Here is a 25830-nt window from a genome sequence, read left to right as displayed (position 1 = left end):
ACCTACTCTTTCGTTTTTGGATCAAAGGCATCACGGAGTCCATCACCTAATAAGTTGAAGGCAACCATGATAATACATAAAACAATTGCTGGATACCACATTTGGTATGGTAAAAACTGGAAATTCTTTTGACCATCATTCAATAATGACCCAAGTGAAGCTTGAGGAGCACTAATCCCAATTCCGATGAAACTTAAGAAAGCTTCGAAGAAAATAGCACTAGGAATTGTAAACATTGTTTGAATAATAATCACACTCGATAAGTTAGGTAGTAAATGTTTCACTGCAATTTTTACGGGTGACTCGCCTAAAGTTCGAGCTGCAAGAATATATTCTTGATCTTTTAATTTCAACGTTTGTGCCCGAACTAATCGAGCCATCGTTGTCCAACCAGTCACTGCAATTGCTAAAATAATTGATGTTAAACCTGGTTTGAAAACCAATAACATTAAAACAATAACGACCAAGTTAGGTACCGATGAAATAATTTCGATGATTCGCTGCATGAATGTATCAACACGTCCGCCACGCCAACCGGACAAGATTCCATAAGCAACACCGACTCCTAAATCGACTAATGCAGCAACTAGTGCCACGATTAAGGAAATCTTAGTTCCATACATAATTCTTGATAACAAATCACGTCCAAAAACATCCGTTCCTAAAATAAAGTATTTATCTTTTGGAATACTATTTTGTTCATAAGCATCATACCAGCTACCTGATGATGTTTTTAACTTTCCATTTAATCCATCTATTGGTACACCAGGAATTTTAGGTGGTAAATTTGTATACTCAACATTTTGTTCTGTTGCACTATGTGGTGCTAAAATGGGGGATCCAAATGCCAAAATAAAAATTGCAACCAGGACCCAAAGTGAGATAAAAGCCCCTTTATTTTTCTTCAACCGACGCCAAGCATCCTGAACGAAAGTCAACGACGGTGCAGCAATTTTTTCATTATCAATAGCGTTATTTTTATCTAACGGTTCAAATGCATCTACTGGTAGGTCAATTTTATCTGCCATCGTTAATTTCTCCTTCCAGTTAATCGAATTCTTGGGTCAATAATACCGTAAATGATATCTGTTAATAAGATAACAACTACTAGTCCAGCTGAATAAAGCATTGTAACACCCATGATTGTGGGGAAATCATTTGTCAAAATTGATTTTACGAATTGTTCACCAATTCCAGGAATTGAGAATATATTTTCAACAACCATTGAACCAGTCATTAATGCAACCGTATAAGGGCCGATTAATGTTACTAAAGGAATTAAACTATTACGTAAAGCATGGTGGAATACAACGCCAAACTTTGTTAATCCTTTAGCCTTAGCCAGTTCAATGTAATCACTGCTTAGGACATCCACCATCTCGGTTCGAATGAACCTGGCCGTCTCCGCCAGTGGGCCAACCCCTAAAGCAATTGTCGGTAGAATCGTGTAACTGAATCCGCCCCAATCAGCAATTGGTAACCAGCCTAACTTTAATCCTACGTAATACTGTAATAAAACAGCTAAGACGAAAGAAGGAATTGAGATACCTAAGATTGATAAAATTGTTGAAGAAGTATCAATCCAAGTATTTTTGTTAATCGCACCAATGGCACCAATCACAATTCCAATAACTATTCCGAAGATGATAGCTTGTAATCCAAGTTGTCCGGATGGTCCAATACGGCTTGAAATTAGGTATGACACAGGTTGATTACTGTATTGGAATGACGTTCCTAAATCACCCTTAACTAATCCCACTAAGTAAATGAGATATTGTTGCCATACGGGTTTATTCAATCCATATTGTTCATTCATAATCTGTAATTGCTCAGTTGTCATTTTTTGCTGATTCGCATAAGGTGATCCAGGCATTAACTTCATTAAAAAGAAGGTAATGGTTGCGACTAAAAACAACGTCAGTAGCATATAAAAAATTCGTTTAACTAGGTATTTACCCATAATTCTGACCCTCACTTTTGCTTTATTATGTAATTAAAACAAGTCAGAATTAGCCGTGGTAGCTAACTCTCACTTGTTAAATTTTAACACGTTAATTAATTATTTAGTAACATAAGCATCTTTGAAATTGTAATTGATACCAGCTCCATTGTAGATAACACCTTTAACTGTTGATCTTAATAATTGAGCTTGAGCCATTTGGTAAAGAGGTGCAATTCCTTGATCTTTCATCAAGATTTTTTCAGCCTTAACTAAATCATCCCAACGTTTATCTGCATTACTTGCATCTGTTGTTTTTGAAGCTTTAATCAATGCATCATATTCACTATTTTTCCATTTACCTGCATTTTGTGAATTATCTGAAGTAAATAAATCTAAGAATGAGATTGGGTCTGAGAAATCAGCACCCCATGCTGTAACAACAATATCGAAATCACCACTAGTTGATTTTGCTAAACGTGATTTGAATGGGATATTTGTTAATGTTACATCCGCACCATCTAAGTTATCTTCAATCGCATTTTGTAAAAATTCATTTGTTTTCTTAGCTTTATCAGTATCATCACTTAGAAGTGAGAAACTAGCTTTTGTAACACCAACTTCTTTTAATCCTGCTTTCCATAATTCTTTTGCTTTTGCAATGTCTGTATTTGCAGTTGATTTAACGGTTGATTCTTTTGCAAAATCTTCGCCTGTTTTAGGATTTGAAGCAAGACCTGATGATACTAAACCTGTCGCAACAGTTGAGCCATCCCCTAAAATTTTATCAACAAATTGTTTTCTGTTGATAACTAATGAAATAGCTTGACGAATCTTTTGGTTATTAAATAATTTATTCTTTTGATTGTATTGTAAGTAGAACGTTGATGCTTGTTTACGTGTGATATAGTCTTTATCTGTTTTCAATGTTTTAGCTTGTTCAGCAGATAAATTCGTCATATCTAATTTTTGACTTTGGTATAAATTATAGCTTGTTGTATTATCTTTAGAAACTTGGAAATTCATTTGTGTTAGCTTAACTGCTTTTTTATCCCAATAAGTGTCATTTTTCTTTAGGTCCCAAGTTAAGTTAGTTCCTGTCCAATCATTTAATGTAAATGGACCATTGTAAACCATGTATTTGCTTTGTGTGCCATATTTAGAACCATACTTTTCAACAACTTTTTGATTTTGTGGATAGAACGTTGGGAAGCCCATCAATAATTTGAAATATGGTACTTTTTTATCAAGTGTTACAACTAATGTATGTTTGTCAGTTGCTTTGATTCCCAATGTTGATGGCGCCATCTTACCCGCGCTGATTGCATCATAATTTTTAATCCCTGAGAAGAGGTAACCATATTGTGAAGCTGTCTTAGGATTAACGGTCCGTTGCCATGAATAAACAAAATCTTTAGCCGTTACATCGTCTCCGTTGCTCCATTTTGAATCACGAAGTTTAAATGTATAAGTCATGCCATCTTTTGAAACGGTTGTTTTAGTTGCAAGTGCATTTGACACTTTACTGTTCTTACCAATTCTGTATAAACCTTCATTAGTATTGTTCAACATGTTAAAGCTAACTGTATCCGTTGCTGTCGATAAATCCATCGATGGTAATTCAGCTGTTTCAGACCAATTAATAACCTGTTTATCAGCGAGTTCTTTACTATCTGAAGATGAAGATTTAGATCCACACGCTGCCAAGACAATGACAGACAATGCTAGCACACCACTTAATTTCAAAACTGACTTTAACTTCATAATATGACCTCTCCTTTTTTATTTACCTTTTCTTAACGTAGGTTTATCTTACATTAGAAAAAGATTAAAATCAACATTAAACTCTAATTTAATTAAAAAGAGATTCAAGCGCCTTTAAAAAAGCCGTTTAACTATATAAAATATTCAACTCATAACATTTGCACGTTGTTAAAATGAGAGTTTGGCCATTTTTATTCATTAATTCTCATTTAATTCAGTTAACTTATTTTGATGTTCGAATATTTTTTTGAATAAATGTTATACTTAACCTATTAATTAAGTTCCACGAGGAGGTTCTCATGAAAGAAACTTATTCTACAGAAATACCAGTTATTGACGTTTTCATTGCTGGTATCGAAAAACAACGTGAAAATTTAGATTATACAATGTCTGAATTAGCTGCATTAGTCGAAGCTAACAACATGCATGCTGTTGAAGACATTCGTCAGAAATTAGATCGACCAACTGCTGCCCTTTACTTTGGTAAAGGTAAAGCTGAAGAATTCAAGACTGAAAGTGAAGCACAAGGTGTGAAAATTTTAGTTGTAAACGACGAATTATCACCAACTCAAATTCGTAACCTTGAAGCTGCATCAGGTATGGAAGTTATGGATCGTACAGGCCTGATTTTAGCTATTTTTGCTTCAAGAGCACAATCACGCGAAGCAAAACTCCAAGTTCAAATGGCTCAACTTCAATATCAGTTACCTCGTTTAAGAGGGATGCAAGATAAACTAGATCAACAATCTGGTGGTGGACTCGCTAACCGTGGTGCTGGCGAAACGAAGATTGAATTAGATCGTCGTGTGATTGAAAATCGGATTAACCACATTAAAAAAGATCTTGCTGAAATGGACAAAGAAGAATCTACTAGACGTAAACAACGTGATAAATCTGGTATTCCGACTGTTGCATTAGTTGGTTATACTAATTCAGGTAAATCAACGACAATGAACGGCTTGCTTCGTCTAATCGGACAAGATGATGACAAACAAGTTTTTGAAAAGAATATGTTGTTTGCTACATTAGATACAAGTGTCCGTAATATTCAATTTGAAGATAAAAAACAAATTTTATTGAGCGATACTGTTGGTTTTGTCAGCAAATTGCCTCACCAATTAGTAAAAGCTTTCCGTACAACCTTGGCTGAAGCTGCACAAGCTGATTTACTTATCCAAGTGATTGACGTGGCTGATAAACATGCTGAGGAAATGATTCAAACAACTGAAGATACATTAAAAGCTATTGGCGTCGAAAACATTCCGATGATTTATGCCTATAATAAAGCTGATTTAGCAAATATTGATTATCCTACTTTCTCAGATGATAAATTCACTTATAGTGCGCGTGATGAAAAATCACTTAATCAATTAGTAGATATCATTAAAAAGAATGTCTTTAAAGATAACGAAATTATGACTGTTCTTATCCCATTTGATAAAGGTCAACTTGTTGATTTAATCAATGAAAAGGCAACTATCTTAGAAACAGATTATGAAGAATCAGGTACAAAATTAAAGATTGATGCAACAAAAACTATTGCAACCCAATTGCAAGATTACATCGTTTAAAATAATTCTATAAAAAGAGTGCGTGAATCGGTCTGAAATAGCCGATTCACGCACTCTTTTTTGTCGTCATAATCATATCTAGTTTATTGCATGATTCCCGCTGTTATGCTAAAATGCAACTATTCATTTTAGAAAAGGAGGATTCAATTTTGGAAAAAAAACCAGCAGTTGGACTTAACAGATCGTTAGGTCTATGGTCAGCATTATCAATCGTAATCGGAACTGTTATTGGTTCTGGTATCTTCTTTAAACAAGCTTCGGTACTTGACTACACCGGCTCTACTACAAATGCCCTGCTCGCATGGCTATGTGGTGGTATCATAACCTTAACCGCTGGACTAACTGTTGCTGAAATTGGATCTCAAATTCCAGAAACCGGTGGATTATATATCTACATGGAAAAAATTTACGGTAAAATTTGGGGTTTCTTAGCTGGTTGGATGCAAGTTATCGTGTATGGACCAGCTATGATTGCTGCGTTAGGCGCGTACCTTGCTATTTTAATAGTAGATTTCTTTAGTATTCCAGCTGGTTATTCTCATTTAATCGCATTAATTGCAGTCATTTCTATTGGCTTCCTAAATATGCTATCAAATCGTTATGGTGCTTCATTCCAGATTATTACAACTATTTGTAAATTATTCCCTATTGCTGCTATTATTATTTTTGGTTTATTTTTTGGCAATGCAAATGCACTTGGCCAATCTGTTGCAACTGTCAGTCACTCTACAAATAATTTTGGTGTTGGTATACTAGCTACTTTATTTGCTTATGATGGTTGGATTCTGATTGCTAATATGGGTGATGAAATTAAAAATCCTAAAAAGACATTACCTAGAGCTATTGTTTTAGGAATTTCAATTGTTCTTCTTATTTATATTCTTGTTTCGTTCAGTATTATGCGTGTCATGCCTGCTAGTCAAATCCATCAACTAGGCGAAAATGCAACACCACAATTTGCTAAGATTGCCTTTGGCCAACTTGGTGGAAAAATTATGAATATCGGTGTCATTATTTCTATTCTTGGTTGTATGAACGGTAAAATCATGACATTCCCTCGAATTATGTGGGCAATGGGTAAGAACAAACAATTACCTTTCCATAAAGAAATATCTTATTTACATCCAAAATCACATTCACCTGTTATTGCAACATGTGTGGCTTTAAGTATTGCAGCGATTATGATTTTATTTTTTGATGCTGATCGCTTATCTGAAATTTGTATTTTTACAGTTTATTGCTTTTATGTTATGACTTTCGTCGGCCTCTTTATCTTACGCCGTCGGAATAAAGGAACAGATTTAAAACGTGTTTTCTCAGTTCCATTGTTCCCCATAACACCTATTGTTGCTATCTTAGGTGCAGCCTTCGTTTTAGTTAGCGAAGTTCAATCAGATATTGTAGGTGTTTTAATTTCATTTACAATTGTTGCACTTGGTATCCCGGTTTATTTATACGAAACACATAAAAATAAAGATCTATAATAAAAAATGTGTAATGACAGCTATTGTCATTACACATTTTTATTTTTAATTCATCATTTTCCGGGAAAAGGATTATTCACAAAAAGTTGTGTATAAAATTTAATTTCTTGCAAAGTCTGAGCAATTTTATTTTTTGTATAATCTGTTAACTTAGCATCGTTATTTAGTTGTCCATCTTCATTAAATGTTTGATCAACTATTCCCAATAATGTTGGCGTAGGCAACGTGATAAATCCTAATCGATTCAAAATAGGTACTAATTCAGCTGTTGCAAATTGTGCACCGCGCATGTTATCTGAGTAGCCCACAATCTTAACTGGTTTACGTTGCCCTTCAAAAGCCAAATAATCGATTGCATTTTTCAAAACGGCTGGAATAGCATGATTATATTCAGGCGTTAAGATAATAAAGCCATCTGCCGCAGCTACATCCGCTATCCATCGTGCTTCATTTTCAGGTAGTTGTCGATTTTCATTTTGCATAGGTGCCAATTTTTCGTGGAAGAAGGTTAACTGATAGTCACTTAATTTTAGAAATGAAAATTCAACATTATCCTGATTTTTTGCTACTCCTTCAATATACTTAATGACCCTTTTACCAATAGAATTCTCTCTTGAACTCCCTAGAATAACAGCAATTTTCACCATGACATCATCTTCTTTCTAATTTATTTTTCAATCAAACAAACCGTCATTTTATGCCGATTCTACTAACTAATAAAAATGGTTGCTAAAATCTATATAGATTTCAACAACCATTTTTATTTTATTGTCTACGCTAAGCGTCTTTCTAAGTATCTTGAAACCAATGATAGTGCATAACAAACGACGAAGTACATCACTGCTAAAGCGACGAACATTGGAATAACATAATTAGTATTTTGACCGTATACTAATTGTGCATGATACAGTAACTCTGGTAAAACAATGATAGTAGCCAATGACGTATCTTTAATTAATGAGATAAATTGACTAACCAATGGTGGAATCATTTTCTTTAAAGCTTGTGGTAAGACAATCACACGCAGACCTTGCCAATAAGTTAGACCATTTGCGCGAGCACCTTCCATTTGTCCGGGTTCAACAGCTTGAATACCACTTCGAATGATTTCAGCTAACATTGCTGATTCGAAAACGGTCATCGCTAACGTTGCTGACCAGAAAATTGATAACCGAATACCAACATTTGCTAAGCCAAAATAAACGAAAAATAAGATTAAAAGTAATGGTAAATTTCGAATTAAATCAATTATAAAACCAACTATAGCAGATAAACGTTTTACTTTAATATATCGTGTTAGGCCTAGAATAGCGCCAATTATAAAACTGAAAATAATTGAAATAACTGAAACTTCGATTGTTACTAATAATCCTTGTAGTAAGTAGCGAATATTTTCCCAACTATATGCTGCAATAAAATCTGACATATTTTTCTAGACCCCCTTTAACTTAATTTCTTTTCTAAATGTCTCATGTAATAACTTAATGGCATCGTGATAATTAAATATAACACCCCAACGATAATGTACGTGTTGATTGTATCAAATGTTGTTGATGCGATAATATCACCTTGGTACATTAAATCAAATCCAGCAACGAAGGCTAAAACTGAAGAGTTTTTTACCAAATTAATGAACTGATTACCCAAAGGTGGAATCACATATTTAAATGCCTGGGGTAAAATAATATGAAACATCGATTGCATGAATGTTAACCCGTTTGAGCGAGCACCTTCCATTTGTCCAGGATCAACAGCTCTAATCCCAGCACGAACTGTTTCTGCAATAAAGGCAGATGTGTAAATCGTTAGTCCGATTGTTCCAGCTGTAAATCCGTTGATATTCGTAACGTACATAGGTACCACAACGTAGAAAAACATTGCAACAACCAATAACGGAATATTTCTAAATATTTCAATATAGATACGTGCAATAATTTTTAAAATTCGATATGGCATTTCTTCCAAAATTGCAAAGAACGAACCTATAATTAAACTAAAAAATAATGCGAGTACACTTGAACACAATGTATAGCCAAGTCCTGTTAATAAGGCTTGCCAATGTTCTGTAAAAATCGTAATCATTGTTGACTCGCCTCCTTCACACTAAATCCTGGAATATCGCCAAACCATTTGTTTAATAATTTTTCATACGAGCCATCGGCACGCATTTCAGCTAAAGCCTTATTAACTTCATTCTTAAATTCACCTTGGCCTTTATCAATCGCAATTCCGTAAGGTTCATGCGTAAAAGTACCACCAACAACAGCAAAATCAGAATTCTCTTTAACCATCCCATATAAAATACCATTATCAGTTGTTAAAGCATCACCTTGACCAGATTTTAGTGCGGTTAATGCTTGCGCATAATCATCTAGTTCCAGCACTTCTGCTTTAGGTGCATACTTCTTCATGTTAATAACTGAAGTTGAACCCTTAACACCTAAAACAACCATACCGTCTTTATTCAAATCTTTTACGGATTTAATTGAGCTTGTTCTTTTAACTAAAATAGCTTGTCCGGCAGCAAAATAAGAGTTAGAAAAATCAACTTGTTTTTCACGATCTTTAGAAATGGACATCGTCGCAATAATTGCATCAATATTTCCATTTTTCAAAAGTGGAATTCTTGTTTTACTTGTTACCTGAACAAAATTAGCTTTACCATCTTTACCTAAGATTTTTTTTGTCACTGCCTTAGCAATATCAATATCAAATCCTTGGATTTCACCGGTTTTGATGTTCATTAAACCAAATAACTTCGTATCTGCTTTAACACCCCAGTTAATTGTTTTTGTTTCTTTAGCTGTTGTTGCAATGTTGGCTTTACTTTGCGCTCCACAGCCTGCAATAACTAATACCATAGCTATACTCATAAACAATAAGCTAATTTTTCTTAATTGTTTCATATTTTAATCCCCACTCTCACAGTCTTGAGCTCCTTAATGTTTAATAATTTTACTCAAGAATTTTTTTGCACGTTCTTCTTTTGGATTGTCGAAAAATTCTACTGTTGTATCATCCTCAAGAATTTGACCATCAGCCATGAAAATAACACGATCGGCTACTTCACGAGCAAAGCCCATTTCATGAGTTACAACAATCATTGTGATCCCATCATTTTTAGCGATATCTTTCATAACTTTTAAAACATCGTCAATTGTTTCAGGATCTAATGCAGAAGTTGGTTCATCAAATAATAGCGCCTTAGGTTTCATAGCTAGACTACGGGCAATGGCAATTCTTTGCGATTGTCCACCTGATAACATTCTAGGATATGATTGTGCTTTATCATCAAGTCCAACTGTTTTTAATAAATCCATTGCGATTTTTTTATTTTCAGCTTCATCCCGTTTTAAAACTAAACGTGGTGCAAGCATAATATTTTCTAAAACAGTTTTGTTTTCGTACAAGTTAAAATGTTGAAATACCATCCCAACATTTTTTCTGATTTTATCAATATTCGTTTTCTTATCTGCTAAATCAAAATTATCAACTAATAGTTGCCCCTCGTTAACTTGCTCTAAACCATTGATAGTTCTGATTAATGTACTTTTTCCAGAACCAGATGGCCCGATAATAACGACGACTTCGCCTGCTTCAACTTTTAAATTGATATTCTTCAATGCGTGAAATTTATCGTAATATTTCTCCACATTTTTAAATTCGATCATTGCCATACTCTCAATCCCCTTCTCTTAACTCTTTTATTCTTTTTTGTGATACTTTAATTATACTACCAAATGGATGTTTAATTGCAGTCTTTTTTAAATGTACCATATAATCACAAAAAAAGTGATAGCAATGTAGTTATTTGCTATCACTTTTTTACTAATTTTCTTTTTCTTTATAGGCAATTTGAACTTTAACGTGAAATTTATGTGATTCTTCAATAACTGATGATCGACCAGCAACCTTCTGATTACCACCATAAATAGTTGCTGTTGCTAAGTAAATATCATATTGTTCTTTAGCCGTTTCAATATCAGATAAACCAACATGGGTTAGGCGACCAATCAATTGTTTATCAATCTGATTCATTCCAGCGTAAACATTCATTTTTTCGTCTTCTATTTTTAATTCAAAAAATGGAAAAGCAACGGGCTGTGCTAACTCTGACACTGGTTTTCCTGTTTTCTGAATTTCTTTTATAATAGCATCATCTGACAATCCATCATAATCAAAATCTGAATACTTAACTTGCTTCATTTGATCAGCAATTTTTTGAATACTTACTTTTTCGTTTCTATTTGTCCTAAGTGTCGCTGGCATCAGCATTTTAGAATCAAATAGGCCATTCGTTTGAACATAACCTGGTTGCATTCGGCGACGTTTATCTCCTTCAATTTCTTCCTTAGGCGGTCCGCCCAACAATTTTTCAATTTTCGGTGAAGGATCAAATTTAGTTGTTTTATTTGTAAAATAATGAATAACATTTAAAACAATAAAATATAATAAAACAAAAAAAGCAAGAATAAACAAACTACCTCTAACATAATAACCATTTATGAAATATCGTGATGCGATATACAATAAATACCAATTACCAAGAAAGCCTAAAACAGTATAAATTCTATTTTTTAATTTTAAATTAACATTAATAAACCCTAAATAATGGTTTGCTAAATCTAGTAAACTAAACATTTATTTACCTCCTAATCCTTAGTCTGTATTTGTCGTTTCTGCACTGGCTTTGGCTTTGTCAGTCGTTACCGTTTTAGTATTCTTCACGCTACTACTTGTGCTTGTTGCCGAGCTAGCTTTATCCGCATTTGTATCAGTATCTGTACTTGTATCAGTTGTGTCATCGGTACTTGTTTCCGCGCTCTTATCATCCGTTGTATTATCGGCACTTGTACTTGCTGATTTGTTTGATGTTTCATCGGCAGCACTTGAACTACTAGACTCATCTTTTGAACTTTCTGATGAAGAGGACGAATCAGAAGAACTCGTCTCAGAAGATGAACTTACTTCTTTGGAACTCGAATTATCGTCTACTTTAGGTTTAGTTTCCGACGGTGATGAAGCTACTGAAGAAACTGTTGCTCCTTCGTTTGTATTCGTTGTTTTGTTAACAACAACGTTAGTTGCGCCCAATGCAAGTACGATAGAAACAATTGCAAAAGGTGTTATAAATGGTGGCGTTCTATATGCCATTAACTCTCACTCCAATTTTGTACTTTTTCCATTAAACCATTTGTTATTGAAGTTTATTCGAAGATAAACTTAATTTTTCGATAATTTTTTTTGGCATTCATCACAAATCCCATGTAATTCAAATTTATGTTCTTCTATTTTGTAACCTGGTAACTGTTTTACAAAATAATCTAGCGGACAGCTATCAAGTTCAACCACCTTACTACAAGAAGTACAAATAAAATGATGGTGATGTTTGTGACTAAAATCACATTGATATTTTACACAGGCTCGTTCACCATTCATCCGTTGCTCAACAAGACCCATTTCTTTAAATTCTTTGATATTTCGATAAATTGTATTATGACTCATCCCTGGATATTTATTTCTCATATAGTCATCCACAACTGTAACGTCAACATAAGCTTCCTCATACTGACTTAAATACGTTAATAAACTTTTTCTTTGTTTCGTAATTTTATATTTATTTTCTTTTAGTATATGCAATGCATCATCAATTAATTCAGTCAAAAGGCTTATCTCCATTTCTAAATAATAATGGTTACTCTTTAAGAAGAATACCATATCAACTAAAAAAAGCAATCACTCTTAACCTAATGATTGAATTAACTGATCAATCTGTTTCTTTGCGTCAACTAAATCGTCATTAATAATGACATGTGCTATACCTTCAAGATCTGCTGGAAGTTTCATGTCTCGTTTTGCTTCACCAGAATCTAAGCGTAAACTTCGATTTCGAATCGTATCTCCCCGTTTAATTAACCGATCTTGTAATATCTGATTATCCGATACAGACAAATATAAGACAACTGTTTCTTTTGGTAATTCTTTTGAATACGTGATGGCACCTGCCGTATCGAGTACAATTGTCGCATTTTTTGCCTCTGACCAAGCAGCATCTATCGCTTCTCTTGATGAACCATAGTAATGGCGATCATACTCAACATGTTCTAAATAATGAAAATTAAAAAAAGTTTCATCGGATTCAAAATAATAATCGCGACCATTTTTTTCATTAACTCTTGGTTGCCTAGTTGTGTGAGTAATCACCTTTTTGGCATCAAATTGCTTGGTTAGATAGTCTCTAATCGTCGTTTTACCTGTTCCCGGAGCACCCGTGATCACGAATATTCGTTTTTGCATTAAATCATCCCTTTATCGTTTTTAGACTTCTTCATATTATTTAAAAAATTTTTGGTTAATATAAAACAAATGACTTGCATTCATTTTATGTACGTACTATACTAAGCTTCTACTAAAGAAAGTAGAATGCGCTTTCATGGTAGTAAGATATAGAAATACGGAGGATACACACTTATGAAATTTGGAACATTTAGTAAAAACTGGTATACGATTTCTTTAGACACTGAAAAACAAATCTTTATTGCTAGTTCAAAAAATAATCCAGCCATTTCAGGTTCTGGGGTAACAATCGAAACAGCCGTTTCCAACTTATCAACAGAAATGAAATATGTTCAATCTGGACAATTTGTATAGAGGGTAAATGTGAGCTCACGCACATCAACCCTTTTTTATTTGGACTTTTTTACCGATTAAACCTTACCATCAATCGCTTAATGGGTACGTATAATAAACTAACAATGATAATTGTCGAGATTGAATTAACAACAGTTGCAGGTAAACTTAAAAACGCCTGAACAGCGGCGACATTAAAACTAACACCTTTAATCATTGCTTCACCAATCGAAACTAAATATGATGTTCCTATTTTACCAATTCCTGCCGTTGCAGCAATAATGATAATCCAATATTTACCATGATAATTTTTTAATCCTTTCGTAACAACCGTAATTAGTAATGCAATAACCACTACTTCTAGTACAGTAAAATATGACGTATCTGCATAACCATTCAAAATATCAAATAATCCCAGACCAATCGCTCCTGCAATTGTGCCATAACTAAACCCTAAAAAAATCACGGCCAATGCTGCTAGTGAATTACCGAAATGAATAAATGGTTTTCCCACCATAGCTGGGATTGGTATTCTAAAAACTGAGATACCTATATAAATAATTGCCGCAAATAATCCCGCTAAAATAATGCTTCTTAATCTTTCATTTCTCATTTTATTTTTCCATTCTATCGTTAATATCGGGTAAAATACTCATAAAATTAACCCCTAACCTTTGATCAAGTCCTTCATTATCAGAATTACTCATCGCTTTCCATGTTACTTCTACTGCAAATTCCAATGCTTCCCTTAGTGAATGACCATTCATTAACTCACCCACTACGCAGCTTGCTAGCAAGTCTCCTGTCCCAAAATAATGATTCTCACGTTGTTCTTTTAATACCCAACCTGATTCGCCTTCTTTTGTTAGAAAAACAACACCAATTTGATTTTTCTGGTTTGTAACTCCTGTAATTATAACCGCTTTTAAATTTAATTTCTTTAATAAACGTGTTAGTAACTTTTTAATTTCTGCCTCGCTAGGATTTTCCTGATAATTACAGTCTGCCAATAAGTAAGCCTCTGTTAAATTGGGTAAAATTAAATCTGCTTGCGTTAAACATAACATGCTTAATTCTTCTACATAGTCGTTTGTCAGTCCTGAATATAACGTGCCGTGATCAGCCATAACTGGATCAATAACGGTGAGTGCTTTATCATCAGATAACCTATCTAGTAGAATCCCCATCATTTTAATACTTTCTGCCGTCCCTAGATAGCCCAAATATGCGCCCGTAAATTGAACTGGAATAGTTGCCCAGTGTTCTTCAAAAGCTTTTATAAATGGTGAGATGTCTACCTTCATTGGTACTCCAAATCCACCTGTATGACTACTTAATAACATTGTTGGCAATATTGTCGTCCGTTGTTGATAACTAGCTAAAACAGGAACCGCAATCCCTAATGAAACACCACCAACACTAGATAAATCTTGTGCAATCAATAATTGTTTCATTATTCCACCTTCTTCATTTGAAGTTATTTAATTCATTATAAAATGAATACGCCAGAATAGCGATATTTAGTAACCATTTAAAAATAAAAAACTGTTGAAAAATTAGCACTAGGCTAGTTCCTCAACAGTTCAACTATTTCTTCAATTCAATTTTATTTTGTCGACCAATCGCATGTTTTAACATAAACGGTGCTACGATAGTTGAAATAATAATTACCATGATAACTGCCGAATAGTATTCCGTCGACAACAAGTGTGCGGTATACCCAATTTGGACAATAATCAAAGCCATTTCGCCACGAGAAATCATCCCCGCACCGATTACATATGCACTATTTAAATCAAATCCAAGTAACCTAGCACCTAATCCACCACCTAGTAATTTTGTGAGGACGGCCAAAATCGTTAAAATAACGATAAACCAAATATTTTTCATAAATCCATCAAATGACATGCTTAATCCAATACTCGTGAAAAACATTGGAATAAAGACTGCATAACCAATTGGTTCAATATTGGCATCAATTTCTTTTTTATACGGTGTTTGTGCCACTGCAATTCCTGCAAAAAAGGCACCAACAACAGCACTTAACCCCACTAAGTCAGCTAAGTAGGCCATACCTAGACAGATAACCAGTGACATAATCGTAATCGATGAGCCAACTAATAATCGTTCACTTAATCTCATCAAGAAAGGCGCCACCCACTTGAATAGGATTAAAATACCAATGAAGTAAACAAATTCTAATAAGAAGCCAATCCAAATGTTAGCTTGTGCGCTATCACCGGTACTTGTAATATTACCAAATACACTAACTAATACACTTAAAATAACAACAGCTAAGATATCATCCACAACGGCCGCACCTAGGATTGTTGCACCTTCTTTTGAATCTAATCGTTTTAATTCTTTCAAGACTTCGACGGAAATACTAACTGACGTTGCCGCAAAGATAACACCTAAAAATAAAGCCGATTCAAATCCAAAATTATAAATTCGACCAAAGTAATAGACAACTAAGATAGGGAAGACAACACCTAAAGTCGCAACTGATAAGGCCGGTTTTAAATACTTTTTAAGTAGATCTAAATCACTTTCTAATCCCGCCATAAACATTAAAATAATCACACCAATTTCTGCGAACATCGCAAATAAATGATCTGAATGGACCCAATTCAACATTGCTGGTCCAAGTAAAACACCAACTAATAATTGCCCGATAACACTAGGAACACCAATTCGTGTGCTGACATGACCCGCAATTGATGTTGCCACTAATACTAAACAAATCGTTCCTAAAAATGCCATTATTTCTCCTCTCACTTGTCACTATCTATATTAACCATAACATACATTAAAAATAAAAAGCAGCAAATTCCCTCTCGGAATTCACTGCTTATGATTCACTTAATTAAATTAAGCTTCTTCACTGTTAAAAATATATTTTGCTGCGAATGCTGCAATAGCACCACCAACTAATGGTGCAAGAATAAATACCCAAAGTTGTGAAAGTGCATCGCCACCGGCATAAAGTGCAGGTCCAATACTACGAGCAGGGTTAACTGAAACCCCTGTAAGTGGTAAACCAACAAAGATAAGTACTGTTAATGTTAAACCAATCACAAAGCCAGCAATATTACTGTTACCAAATTTTTCACTCGTAACCATCAAAATAATAAAGATGAATAAGAATGCGAATAAGGCTTCAACGAAAAATGCCATACCACCAGGAATTGTTGCATAACTATTTGAACCAAAACCATCAGCAACTTTTGATGTATCTGTCATTGATGAAATAATCATCTTAACCACGCTAGATGCTACAATCGCACCTAAGATTTGACTAACCCAGTAAGCAACCATATCAGTCAATGACATGCGCTTGTTGATGTACATTGCTAATGAAACAGCAGGATTGATGTGTGCACCTGAAACAGGTCCAATAGCATAAACCATCAATGTAATAGCTAAACCAAATGCAAGTGCAATAACAAGTGGGCTACCGTTACCTAACGTAACTGCCCCTGTACCAAATAATACCAAGAAAAATGTGCCGATAAATTCAGCAATATAATTTTTATAATTCAATTTTAAATCCCCCTATATTAGTATCTCTTAATTATACACATAACCATAAACTCATTTCAATTATTTTTTTATTTTTAATTTTTGAATTAAAACCCATGCTGTAATTGGAACCGCTAGAATAACACCTATAATAGAAAATAAAATCATTATTAATTCTGCAACAAAAATTTTATCATTTATAATATCTGCGAATGTAGCATGCGTCTGTACTAATAAAATAAATAGCGCTAAAAAGCCACCAAAGAAACCAAAAAATAGTGTATTAAACGTTGTTCCAATAATATGTTTACCAATACTAATACCAGCTGCGTATAACTTTTTTAAATCAATTGTTGGTGTTTGTTCAATAATCTCATTTAAGCCAGCCGAAATTGCAATCGCACCTTCAGCAATTGCGCCTAAAGTACTAAAAATAGCTGTTGAAATCGCTATTTGCATAAAATTAGCGCCTACTAATAACGAAAATGCTTCTATTTCTTCACTATCTTCTGCACCAAAACCTTGAACTGCAGCAAAATGTTCAACTGGAATAATCAAAAGAACGAGAATAACCAGAACAATTAACGAAGCATAAAAAGCAGTTTCAGTAACTTGCACATTATCATCACCAAGAAAAATCGTAATAGCTAAAATAATAATGCCATTAATTAGGGTCACTGCTACCGGCGGAAATCCTCCCGTAATTAAAATAATCGTAAAAAATAACATGATAAAATTAAAAAATAAGCTTAAAAATGAACGAACACCATTCATTCCTCCAACAATGACCATTAAGACAAATAAAATGGCACTTAACCAACCAATTGTAATCATAATGTGTCATCCCCTTTGATTAATCGACTTGCAAAAAAACTTGCGACAGGTATCGCAATGACAATCCCAATACCGCTGATTAATGTTTGGACAACTCCTAAAGCCATGGTCCATGAAAAAGTATAGCCAATTGTATTGGTCGTTCTAAAGTACAAAACGGCAAGTGGGAAAATGTCAGCAATAAAAATTAAGAATAAGACGTTAATTAATGGTCCCATAATCGATTGTCCAACCTCACGTCCAGATTTAAAAAGTTCTTTCGATGAAATAGTTGGTTGTTCTTTTTTTAATTGAAATAGTGTTGCAACGATATCTGTCGATTCATCCATGACAGCCCCTAGAGAACCTAGTAGTGTGGCAGCAAGGAATAGTTCCTTTGGCGCTTGCGTTGCATAAGATAGAGCTTCGTAATGCATCCCTTGATCATTTGTCAGTTTTAAAATAATGACACTAATGATTAACGATAAACTAGTTCCCGTCAAAGTTGCCAATAACGTGACCAGCATCTGTCGATTAAAGCCAATTACCAAACTCAAGGTCAGTACTGCAAATATTAGAGCAATACCTGCGAAAATCCAAAAGAAGTTCGTAATATTAACGAATATTTCAAATTTAATGGCTAAAAAGAAAATAATCATATTTAAGACGATACTTAATACAGCAATCATGCCACTAAACTGCATAAATCCTACCAGCATACTAACGGCAATCCAAATTAATATGGCCACGACGACATCTCGTTTGAACCCATCAATAATACCAGTTAATCCACTTTTATGAGGATTAATCGTTACAAATACTTGATCATTTTTCTGGTATTTTTGATCATTTGCGCGAGATGAAGAATATGTATTTGGTAGTCTTATTTTTTGCCCTTTATACTTACCATTCATCACAGTTCCAAATAATTTTTGTTTAGTCTGTGTATCTTTATTTTCAAATTCATCTGTTACTTTTTCAGTTTTTTCATCCTTAACCTGTGTTATTTTAACAATCGTATCTGAATACAGTGCTTGATCAAATTTAACACCTATTACGAGTATGCCACCGATAATAATCGTTAGAATTAAAATAATGTTCTTCTGAAGTAACTTTTTCATGGGTTCACACCTCATTTATTATTAATACACTTCCACCAGTTTAACATTTTACAACAAAAAAAGTCCGACCAAAGGCCAGACTTTAATCTATCTTATTTTAACTTTATAAAGCTTTGAAACAGCTAACTATTATCTACTTAATAGACATGTCACGATAAAATAATGTCGTTCCATATGGGTTAATGTGTAATCCGGATGCATCTGGGTTCAATAAGTAGGCCATTGCACCTTGGAAAACAGGTACTGTATAAGCATCTTCTTCGACCAATTGCTTTTCAGCATCAATCAAGCTATTCCAACGTTTCGTTGGATTTGTTGCAAATTCATTTTTAGACTGATCGATATCTTTTAAATATTGTGCATTTTTGTAATCGGTATTTAAATGATAAGCGCCACCATCATTAATAAAGTTAATTGGATCAGCATAATCTGGTGTCCATGTCCCATAAACGATATCAAATTGGTAAGCCGTTGTTGCTGCTAATCGCGATTTAATTGGAATATTACGTGCGTTAATTTTTAATCCAGGTAAGTTACTCTCTAACTGCGCTTGCAAGTATTCAATCACTTGTTTAGCTTCTGGCGTATCAGAACCCAATATTTCAATTGTTAAGTCCTTCTTACCGATCTCTTTAAGTCCTTTTTCCCATTCTGCTTTAGCTTCTTTTTTATTAAAAGCAAGCAAGTCTCCTGCTTCTTTACGGTAATCTTCCCCATTAATCGGATTTGACACAAATTTAGCTGGGACGATTCCATTTAATGCAGATGAACCATCATTAAGAATTTTGCTAGCTAATAATTTTTTATTAAATCCTAGCGCAATTGCTTTACGAATATGTTTATTACCAGTTGCCTCACGCTTAGTATTAAAACCTAAATAACCAATCATTGGTGTTTTACGTGTTGCGAACCCTTTTTCATTCTTATATTGTTTAACATAATCATTTGCTAACATTGAGAAATCAATCTTCCCTGTTTGATATAACTTGCCAGCAGTTGCACCATCTTTAACAACTTGAACGTCAACTTTAGCTAACTTAACTGATTTAGCGTTCCAATAACTGGTATTTTTAACATATGACCATTTGTTATTAGTTCCTTCCCAATCAGTTAATTTATAAGGACCATTCACAATCATATGTTGTGAATCCGTTGCATATTGACTACCTTGTTTTTTAACGTAAGCTTCATTTTGAGGTACAAATGGTGCACCCGTTAATACTTCTGGTAAATAGCTAATTGGTTGTGCCAGAGTAACTTCTAATGTTGTTTTATTCAGCGCTTTAACACCTAACTTATCAACGGCCATCTTGCCATTTCGGATAGCAAACCCATTTTTAATAATATCAATTCGTTGTGAATTAGGTGATGCTGTTTTAGGATTTGCTAGTTTTTGCCAAGCGTAAACAAAGTCATTTGCTGTAACAGGAGTCCCATTTGACCAGTTCTCAGCTCTTAATTTATAGGTGTAAACTGTTTTTGCTTTGTTAACCGTCACACTTTTTGCTGCAGCTAACACTGGTTTATTTTTTTGATTATACGTATACAATCCTTCATAAACGTTTTGTATTGCTTCAACACTAAATGTATCACTGTATTTAGTAGAATCTAAAGTGCCTAATTGATCAGTTACAGCCACTTTTAATATGTTATCGTCTTTCGTCGCTGTTTTTGAACAAGCAGCTAGCACCCCTATAAACATGATACTTAAAACTACCGCAATTTTCCTTCTCACTTTAGACACTCTCCTTTTTTAGTTACCTTAATGTGATTAACTTTACCTAGTTACTTATTTTTTGTCAATAAAGACGTATCATTTCAACCAACTTTACATTTAAGCTATACTTAACCCAGTGTCTTACTCAATTCTGAAAGGAAGTTTTTGACTTATGAAAAATAATCAATTTGCTAACTATACACCTACTTTTGAGACACAAATAAAAGAACTTAAAGCTATTAATTTGTATATAGCCTCCGAAACCAATCCTACACATTTATTTGAACAATTACTCAATAAAATTCTCATCGACTATCAAACAATCGGTGCGAAACAACAAAAAATGATGTCCTTATTAGCGACAGAATCCATTTCTGTTTATGAATTTTTTACTACAAAAAAGGAATTAACACCTGTTATCTTTTATAATGTTGCATTACAGTTACTAGAATTTGAAGTCGATGTCGATTTCAAAATTGATGACCCATTTACGGCAATGGCTAAAATTCAGTTACCTTCTATTGAAATTATTGAATCCGTTAATGATTTTTGGTCCGCATGGTATCTCTTACTGACAACACATACCAAAAATGGCCAAGTCTTCACAGATACACTAGCAAATAAAGGGTACTTTGTTTCATTTTATAAAGATGCGAAACCTTTATTTTTCAATGGAAAAGCGCAACCTGTTTTTGATACAACTAAACTGATTCGTGAAGTCGTCTACGTTGAAGCCCCATTAGATACTGACCAAGATGGTCAACGTGATTTATTAAAAACAGAAATTTTAAGACCACTAGTTACATCCGGACTAAAAGTACCTATTCTTTATACAGCAAGTCCTTACAATCAAGGCACAAATGATGATTCTGAATTAATGCGCAACGTTGATATCCCGCTTACCGAAAAACCAGTTACTGAATTAACTGAATCTGATATCACCTATAACTATCAGAAATCCAACTTACCCGAACCACGATCAATCCTCTCAGAATCAACAGAAACTGAGCAAACCTTTAGCCGTGAATCTTCGTATACATTCAACGATTACATGCTAGCTAGAGGATTTGCAATCGTCTATGCAGCTGGTATTGGTACTCGAGAATCAGATGGTATTCGTACTTGTGGGAGTGTTGAAGAAACGGTATCAACCGTCGCCATTATTGAATGGCTAACGGGACATCGGCAAGCATTCACAAATAAACTCGATAATCGATCAATTAAAGCCACTTGGAGTAATGGTAACGTTGCTATGACTGGTAAATCTTACCTTGGTACGCTTGCTACTGCAGCTGCAACAACTGGTGTATCCGGCTTAAAAACAATCATTTCTGAAGCCGCTATTTCAAGTTGGTATGATTATTATCGTGAAAATGGACTAGTCGTCGCGCCTGAAGCTTGCCAAGGTGAAGATGCAGATGTTTTAGCTGCGCTTTGTTTAAGTCGCCAAAAAGATGCCGCCGACTACGCTAATATTCAAGACTACTTTGACAAAGTTATGAATCGATTATCTATAGGACAAGACCGTGCATCTGGTAATTACAATAAATTTTGGGATGAACGTAATTATTTAAACCAAACTAAAAATATCAAAGCAAATATTGTTATGGTCCATGGTTTAAATGATTGGAACGTCAAACCTCGCCAAGTTGAACAACTTTGGCAAGCATTACGTCCTTTACCTATTGTTAAAAAATTATTCTTACACCAAGGTAAACATATCTATATCAATAACTTTCGCTCATTAGATTTCACTGATATGATGAATTTATGGTTATCAAATCAACTTTATAATATCGAAAATGGTGCTGAGACACTTATTCCCAATGTCACCATACAAGATAACCTAGAAGCTGAAACGTGGCACACTTATGATGATTGGGCAGACCCGGATTCTCCTACCCAATCCTATCATTTCCAACAAAATAAATTAACACAATCAGTCACATCAGATGCTCACCAATTTGCTACTTTCAAAGATAACTTACCAACTGACCTTTTTAACAACTACGTCAGAGATAATCATCTTTGGAATCAAGCTTTAGTTTCAACTAAAGAAACAGAAATGGCTAAAAATAGAATCCAATTAATCTCAGAACCATTAACAGAACCGCTGTTTATTTCCGGTTCTGCTCACATAAAATTGTCTGTTGCAGCACTACAAACAAAAGGGCTCATTAGTTGCATGCTTATCGATTATGGTGAAGAAAATAGACTCACCCCCGTGCCATCCATTCTCAAACGAAAATCTTTAGATATGGGATTTCATTGGCGTGAAGATGATTTGGTTGAATTTACTAAAAATCCCACAAAAACTCCTTGGAAAATGATTTCCAAAGGTCATATCAATTTACAAAATAGGACAAATCGTTATCAAAATGATTCTGTCCTTCCAGGAACTTTCAACACAGTAGATTTTGATTTACAACCAACTGCCTATCACATTAAGGAAGGTCATCAGATTGAATTAATCATTTACGCAACAGATTTTGGGATGACTTTACGAAATAACGATTCAGATAGTTATACTATTAACTTAGCTAATTCGCGTCTTAAAATTCCTTATCAATCTGTTAGTACAGTATCATTATTCTAAATAAAAAAGAAAATCATCAAAAAAATTATTGATGATTTTCTTTTTTTATTTATCAATATCTACGTATTAAGTAATGAGACAATTCGCACACAAAAATAACTTTAATAAATCCAACAATCAAAAATGGTAAAATACCTATTAAAAATGCTTGTTGCATCGAGGTTTGTTGGTAAACCATTAACCAGATTGCTCCTAAAACTAATTGCACACTAGCACCTAATAAATTCCCCATGTACAACTGCCAACGACCATTACCATACCATTTTAAAAACAGCCCCGTTAAGATAATATAGGCTAAAAAACCAAATAAATAACCACCTGTTGGTCCAATTAAAGAAAAAAGTCCCGAATGAAATCCAGCAAAAACTGGGATTCCTATTAATCCTAATAGGAGATAAATGCCCACCGCTTTTAATCCTTCTTGAACCGGTCTCAAACTCGATAATAATCCGATAAAAATGGTTTGTAACGTTAACGGGATTGGCCCCAATGGAATGGTTAACTGGGATAAAACACCCAAAACGGCTGCTAACTCTGCTGCTATAATTAATTGTTTTAACTGTTTATTTTGTCCCATTTGTTAAGCCTTCCACATTCACCTTTGTAATTTCACCAGCCATATAAGTCGTTATTTGCCCATTTTTATCTCTCAATACCAACTGTCCATCATCTTTAATTGTTTCAACTGTACCAATAATTTCTTGATGACCACTTTTTAAAGTAACTGTCTGTCCAATAACTAGTGACCGTTTACGATAATCATTCATGAAGTCACCATTTTGGTAATTCTGATAGATTTGGATAAATTGATTGGTAATTTCAGCAATCAACTCATTCCGTGTGACATTATTCGATTCATCAATTAATGAACCCACTTTATCTTGTAACTCTGGAGATAATTTTTTAAGGTCTGTTTTAAAATCTAGCCCAATCCCTATAACTAAGCTTGTCACTTGCTGCGTTTCAAAATCTGTGACAGCCTCCGTTAAAATCCCGCAGACTTTTTTATTTTGATAATAAATATCATTCACCCACTTTATTTGTGGTTGAATTTTCAATTTATTTTCTAAAGCATAACTAACCGCCATGGCAGTTGCTGTCGTTAGCTGACCAACATCTTTGATAGGTTGATCAATTCTCAATAAATAACTGATATAAATCCCAGTCTCTTCTGGTGATTCAAATGTTCGACCAAATCGACCATATCCTGCTGTTTGACTATTGGCCACTATTAACAGTGGACCCTGTATATCGGGCTGGCTTGAACGCTCTTTCGCCAATACATTGGTAGATGTCACTTCATCAAATAATTCAATTTGCATCATGTCAGTTGTTAAATAAGATTGAATTAGTTGTGCGTTCAACTGATTACCATCATTTAGACTATATCCTTTTTGTGGAATCGTCTTAATGTCAAAACCCTGCTCTTGTAAACTCTTAATAGCCATCCAAATAGCAGTTCTCGAAACGCCAAGTTTTTCAGCCAATAGTTCTCCCGAAATAATAGTATCTTGTTGTCCAGCTAATATTTTTAGAATACTGTCTTTAGTTTTCATTTTACACCGTTAACCTTTTAATTTTATTAGTTAACATAACTTTAAGCTAACTCACTAAAATATGCAACTAACACTCTTAAAAAAATACCATCCTCACTTTCATTCTGGTAAATAATCATAAAAGTGCTATGATTAATCTATTCTTAAGAAATTAGGTGGATTAATATGGCATACGGAACGAAAATTATTACGTTAGATAATGGTTATCATCTCTGGACTCATACTGAAGGACAAGGTGATATCCAACTACTTTGTCTACATGGTGGGCCTGGTGGTACACATGAATATTACGAAAATTTTGCTGAAAAATTAGCACCTCTTGGCGTTCAGGTTTCAATGTATGACCAACTCGGTTCATGGTATTCTGATCAACCAGATTTTACTAAACAAGAAAATGTTGATAAATTTCTTAATATTGATTACTTCATTGATGAAGTTGAAGAAGTCCGTATTAAATTAGGTTTAGATAACTTCTACCTAATTGGTCAATCATGGGGTGGTGCTCTTGTTCAAGAATACGCCTTAAAATATGGTGACCATTTAAAAGGTGCTATTATCTCAAGTATGACTGATGATATTAACGAATATTTAGCAAACGTTAATGCTATTCGTGCTAAAGAATTGGATGCTGATGCGCTTGCCTACATGCAAGAATGTGAAAAAAATAACGATCTTGATAATGACCGTTACCAAGGTTATGTCGATATTTTAAATGACGGCTATGTTGATCGTAAAAAGCCAGCCCAAATTTCTCATTTAGTAAGCACAATGGCTGAACCCGTTTATAATTACTTCCAAGGTAACAATGAATTCGTTGTGACTGGTAAATTAAAAGACTGGTCTACTCGTGACCGCATTAAAAATATTACTGTCCCAACATTAATCACATTTGGCGAACATGAAACAATGCCTTTAGCAACAGCTAAAAGAATGTCAGAAACAATTCCACATGCTCGTCTTGAAACAACTCCTGAGGGTGGTCATCATCATATGATCGATAACGCTCCTGTTTACTTTGATCATTTAAGTACCTTCTTATCAGATGTTGAAAACGACAATTTTAAAGATTAAATTAAAAAATACCACCATTGATAACTACTATCAACGGTGGTATTTT

26 protein-coding genes are annotated in these 25830 nt (G+C 34.1%); 5 read left to right on the top strand and 21 right to left on the bottom strand.

What is annotated here, in order from left to right; all coding sequences use genetic code 11:
- Window positions 1-2 precede the first annotated feature (2 nt).
- The 3 genes from opp3C to AC1RPJ_RS01340 all read right to left on the bottom strand — a co-directional run bounded on the left by opp3C (window position 3) and on the right by AC1RPJ_RS01340 (window position 3703).
- Window positions 3-1028 carry an oligopeptide ABC transporter permease gene (gene opp3C, locus AC1RPJ_RS01350; RefSeq protein ID WP_481760925.1) on the bottom strand — a complete coding sequence of 342 codons (1026 nt, stop codon included), beginning with the start codon at window positions 1026-1028 and terminating at the stop codon, window positions 3-5.
- 2 nt (window positions 1029-1030) lie between these two features.
- Window positions 1031-1960 carry an oligopeptide ABC transporter permease gene (gene opp3b / locus AC1RPJ_RS01345; protein ID WP_409021660.1) on the bottom strand — a complete coding sequence of 310 codons (930 nt, stop codon included), beginning with the start codon at window positions 1958-1960 and terminating at the stop codon, window positions 1031-1033.
- A 99-nt stretch (window positions 1961-2059) separates the two neighbouring features.
- Window positions 2060-3703, bottom strand: a complete 1644-nt coding sequence (locus AC1RPJ_RS01340) for a peptide ABC transporter substrate-binding protein (RefSeq protein ID WP_481760926.1) — start codon at window positions 3701-3703, stop codon at window positions 2060-2062.
- A gap of 299 nt (window positions 3704-4002) precedes the next feature.
- On the opposite strand from AC1RPJ_RS01340, the gene hflX reads away from it, so the two are divergent.
- Both hflX and AC1RPJ_RS01330 read left to right on the top strand, forming a co-directional pair.
- Window positions 4003-5274 carry a GTPase HflX gene (hflX, locus tag AC1RPJ_RS01335; protein WP_481760927.1) on the top strand — a complete coding sequence of 424 codons (1272 nt, stop codon included), beginning with the start codon at window positions 4003-4005 and terminating at the stop codon, window positions 5272-5274.
- Between the two features lie 146 nt (window positions 5275-5420).
- Entirely contained in the window at window positions 5421-6758 is a 1338-nt protein-coding gene (locus AC1RPJ_RS01330) for an APC family permease (RefSeq protein ID WP_481761139.1), read from the top strand.
- 53 nt (window positions 6759-6811) lie between these two features.
- Here AC1RPJ_RS01330 and AC1RPJ_RS01325 read toward each other — a convergent pair whose 3' ends face one another.
- From AC1RPJ_RS01325 to AC1RPJ_RS01285, 9 genes are all read right to left on the bottom strand, one after another.
- Window positions 6812-7405 (bottom strand): NADPH-dependent FMN reductase, encoded by a 594-nt coding sequence (locus AC1RPJ_RS01325; protein WP_481760928.1) that lies wholly within the window; start codon window positions 7403-7405, stop codon window positions 6812-6814.
- 125 nt (window positions 7406-7530) lie between these two features.
- Window positions 7531-8184: an amino acid ABC transporter permease gene (locus AC1RPJ_RS01320; protein ID WP_409021664.1), complete on the bottom strand. Its 654-nt coding sequence runs from the start codon at window positions 8182-8184 to the stop codon at window positions 7531-7533.
- Between the two features lie 17 nt (window positions 8185-8201).
- On the bottom strand, window positions 8202-8840 hold the full coding sequence (locus AC1RPJ_RS01315) for an amino acid ABC transporter permease (protein ID WP_481760929.1): 639 nt from the start codon (window positions 8838-8840) through the stop codon (window positions 8202-8204).
- Complete coding sequence (locus AC1RPJ_RS01310) at window positions 8837-9664, bottom strand: glutamate ABC transporter substrate-binding protein (protein ID WP_481760930.1); 828 nt, start codon at window positions 9662-9664, stop codon at window positions 8837-8839. Before AC1RPJ_RS01310 ends, AC1RPJ_RS01315 begins: the two co-directional genes overlap by 4 nt.
- 33 nt (window positions 9665-9697) lie before the next feature.
- Window positions 9698-10435, bottom strand: coding sequence for an amino acid ABC transporter ATP-binding protein (locus AC1RPJ_RS01305; protein WP_409021667.1), 738 nt, complete (start codon window positions 10433-10435; stop codon window positions 9698-9700).
- Window positions 10436-10586: 151 nt separating this feature from the next.
- Complete coding sequence (locus AC1RPJ_RS01300; protein WP_481760931.1) at window positions 10587-11399, bottom strand: DUF6681 family protein; 813 nt, start codon at window positions 11397-11399, stop codon at window positions 10587-10589.
- A gap of 18 nt (window positions 11400-11417) precedes the next feature.
- On the bottom strand, window positions 11418-11912 hold the full coding sequence (locus tag AC1RPJ_RS01295) for a hypothetical protein (protein ID WP_481760932.1): 495 nt from the start codon (window positions 11910-11912) through the stop codon (window positions 11418-11420).
- A 69-nt stretch (window positions 11913-11981) separates the two neighbouring features.
- On the bottom strand, window positions 11982-12422 hold the full coding sequence (locus AC1RPJ_RS01290) for a Fur family transcriptional regulator (RefSeq protein WP_409021670.1): 441 nt from the start codon (window positions 12420-12422) through the stop codon (window positions 11982-11984).
- Between the two features lie 78 nt (window positions 12423-12500).
- Window positions 12501-13055 carry a guanylate kinase gene (locus AC1RPJ_RS01285; protein WP_481760933.1) on the bottom strand — a complete coding sequence of 185 codons (555 nt, stop codon included), beginning with the start codon at window positions 13053-13055 and terminating at the stop codon, window positions 12501-12503.
- A gap of 174 nt (window positions 13056-13229) precedes the next feature.
- On the opposite strand from AC1RPJ_RS01285, the gene AC1RPJ_RS01280 reads away from it, so the two are divergent.
- The gene (locus AC1RPJ_RS01280) at window positions 13230-13409 is read left to right on the top strand and encodes a hypothetical protein (RefSeq protein WP_409021673.1); all 180 of its coding nucleotides are present in this window, start codon (window positions 13230-13232) and stop codon (window positions 13407-13409) included.
- A 49-nt stretch (window positions 13410-13458) separates the two neighbouring features.
- Here AC1RPJ_RS01280 and AC1RPJ_RS01275 read toward each other — a convergent pair whose 3' ends face one another.
- The 7 genes from AC1RPJ_RS01275 to AC1RPJ_RS01245 all read right to left on the bottom strand — a co-directional run bounded on the left by AC1RPJ_RS01275 (window position 13459) and on the right by AC1RPJ_RS01245 (window position 20579).
- Window positions 13459-14001: an ECF transporter S component gene (locus AC1RPJ_RS01275; protein ID WP_481760934.1), complete on the bottom strand. Its 543-nt coding sequence runs from the start codon at window positions 13999-14001 to the stop codon at window positions 13459-13461.
- Window position 14002: 1 nt separating this feature from the next.
- Window positions 14003-14842 carry a pyridoxamine kinase gene (locus tag AC1RPJ_RS01270; protein WP_481760935.1) on the bottom strand — a complete coding sequence of 280 codons (840 nt, stop codon included), beginning with the start codon at window positions 14840-14842 and terminating at the stop codon, window positions 14003-14005.
- 133 nt (window positions 14843-14975) lie between these two features.
- Complete coding sequence (locus AC1RPJ_RS01265) at window positions 14976-16151, bottom strand: cation:proton antiporter (protein ID WP_481760936.1); 1176 nt, start codon at window positions 16149-16151, stop codon at window positions 14976-14978.
- Window positions 16152-16259: 108 nt separating this feature from the next.
- Window positions 16260-16931, bottom strand: coding sequence for an MIP/aquaporin family protein (locus AC1RPJ_RS01260; protein ID WP_481760937.1), 672 nt, complete (start codon window positions 16929-16931; stop codon window positions 16260-16262).
- A gap of 60 nt (window positions 16932-16991) precedes the next feature.
- On the bottom strand, window positions 16992-17744 hold the full coding sequence (locus AC1RPJ_RS01255) for a YibE/F family protein (RefSeq protein WP_481760938.1): 753 nt from the start codon (window positions 17742-17744) through the stop codon (window positions 16992-16994).
- Entirely contained in the window at window positions 17741-18844 is a 1104-nt protein-coding gene (locus tag AC1RPJ_RS01250) for a YibE/F family protein (protein WP_481760939.1), read from the bottom strand. The genes AC1RPJ_RS01255 and AC1RPJ_RS01250 overlap by 4 nt, the downstream gene beginning before the upstream one ends.
- Window positions 18845-18977: 133 nt before the next feature.
- Window positions 18978-20579 (bottom strand): peptide ABC transporter substrate-binding protein, encoded by a 1602-nt coding sequence (locus AC1RPJ_RS01245; RefSeq protein ID WP_481760940.1) that lies wholly within the window; start codon window positions 20577-20579, stop codon window positions 18978-18980.
- A gap of 154 nt (window positions 20580-20733) precedes the next feature.
- Between AC1RPJ_RS01245 and AC1RPJ_RS01240 the strand changes: the two genes are divergently transcribed.
- Window positions 20734-23157, top strand: a complete 2424-nt coding sequence (locus tag AC1RPJ_RS01240) for a Xaa-Pro dipeptidyl-peptidase (RefSeq protein WP_481760941.1) — start codon at window positions 20734-20736, stop codon at window positions 23155-23157.
- 52 nt (window positions 23158-23209) lie between these two features.
- Here AC1RPJ_RS01240 and AC1RPJ_RS01235 read toward each other — a convergent pair whose 3' ends face one another.
- The gene (locus AC1RPJ_RS01235; RefSeq protein WP_481760942.1) at window positions 23210-23734 is read right to left on the bottom strand and encodes a biotin transporter BioY; all 525 of its coding nucleotides are present in this window, start codon (window positions 23732-23734) and stop codon (window positions 23210-23212) included.
- On the bottom strand, window positions 23721-24713 hold the full coding sequence (locus AC1RPJ_RS01230; protein WP_481760943.1) for a biotin--[acetyl-CoA-carboxylase] ligase: 993 nt from the start codon (window positions 24711-24713) through the stop codon (window positions 23721-23723). Before AC1RPJ_RS01230 ends, AC1RPJ_RS01235 begins: the two co-directional genes overlap by 14 nt.
- Before the next feature lie 165 nt (window positions 24714-24878).
- Between AC1RPJ_RS01230 and AC1RPJ_RS01225 the strand changes: the two genes are divergently transcribed.
- The gene (locus tag AC1RPJ_RS01225) at window positions 24879-25784 is read left to right on the top strand and encodes a proline-specific peptidase family protein (RefSeq protein WP_481760944.1); all 906 of its coding nucleotides are present in this window, start codon (window positions 24879-24881) and stop codon (window positions 25782-25784) included.
- Window positions 25785-25830 lie beyond the last annotated feature (46 nt).

It is taken from the genome of Dellaglioa sp. CoH-57-MRSF-17 (assembly GCF_056782015.1).
Note: the sequence above shows the minus strand (reverse complement) of the source record. Positions and strands in the feature narration are given on the sequence as shown.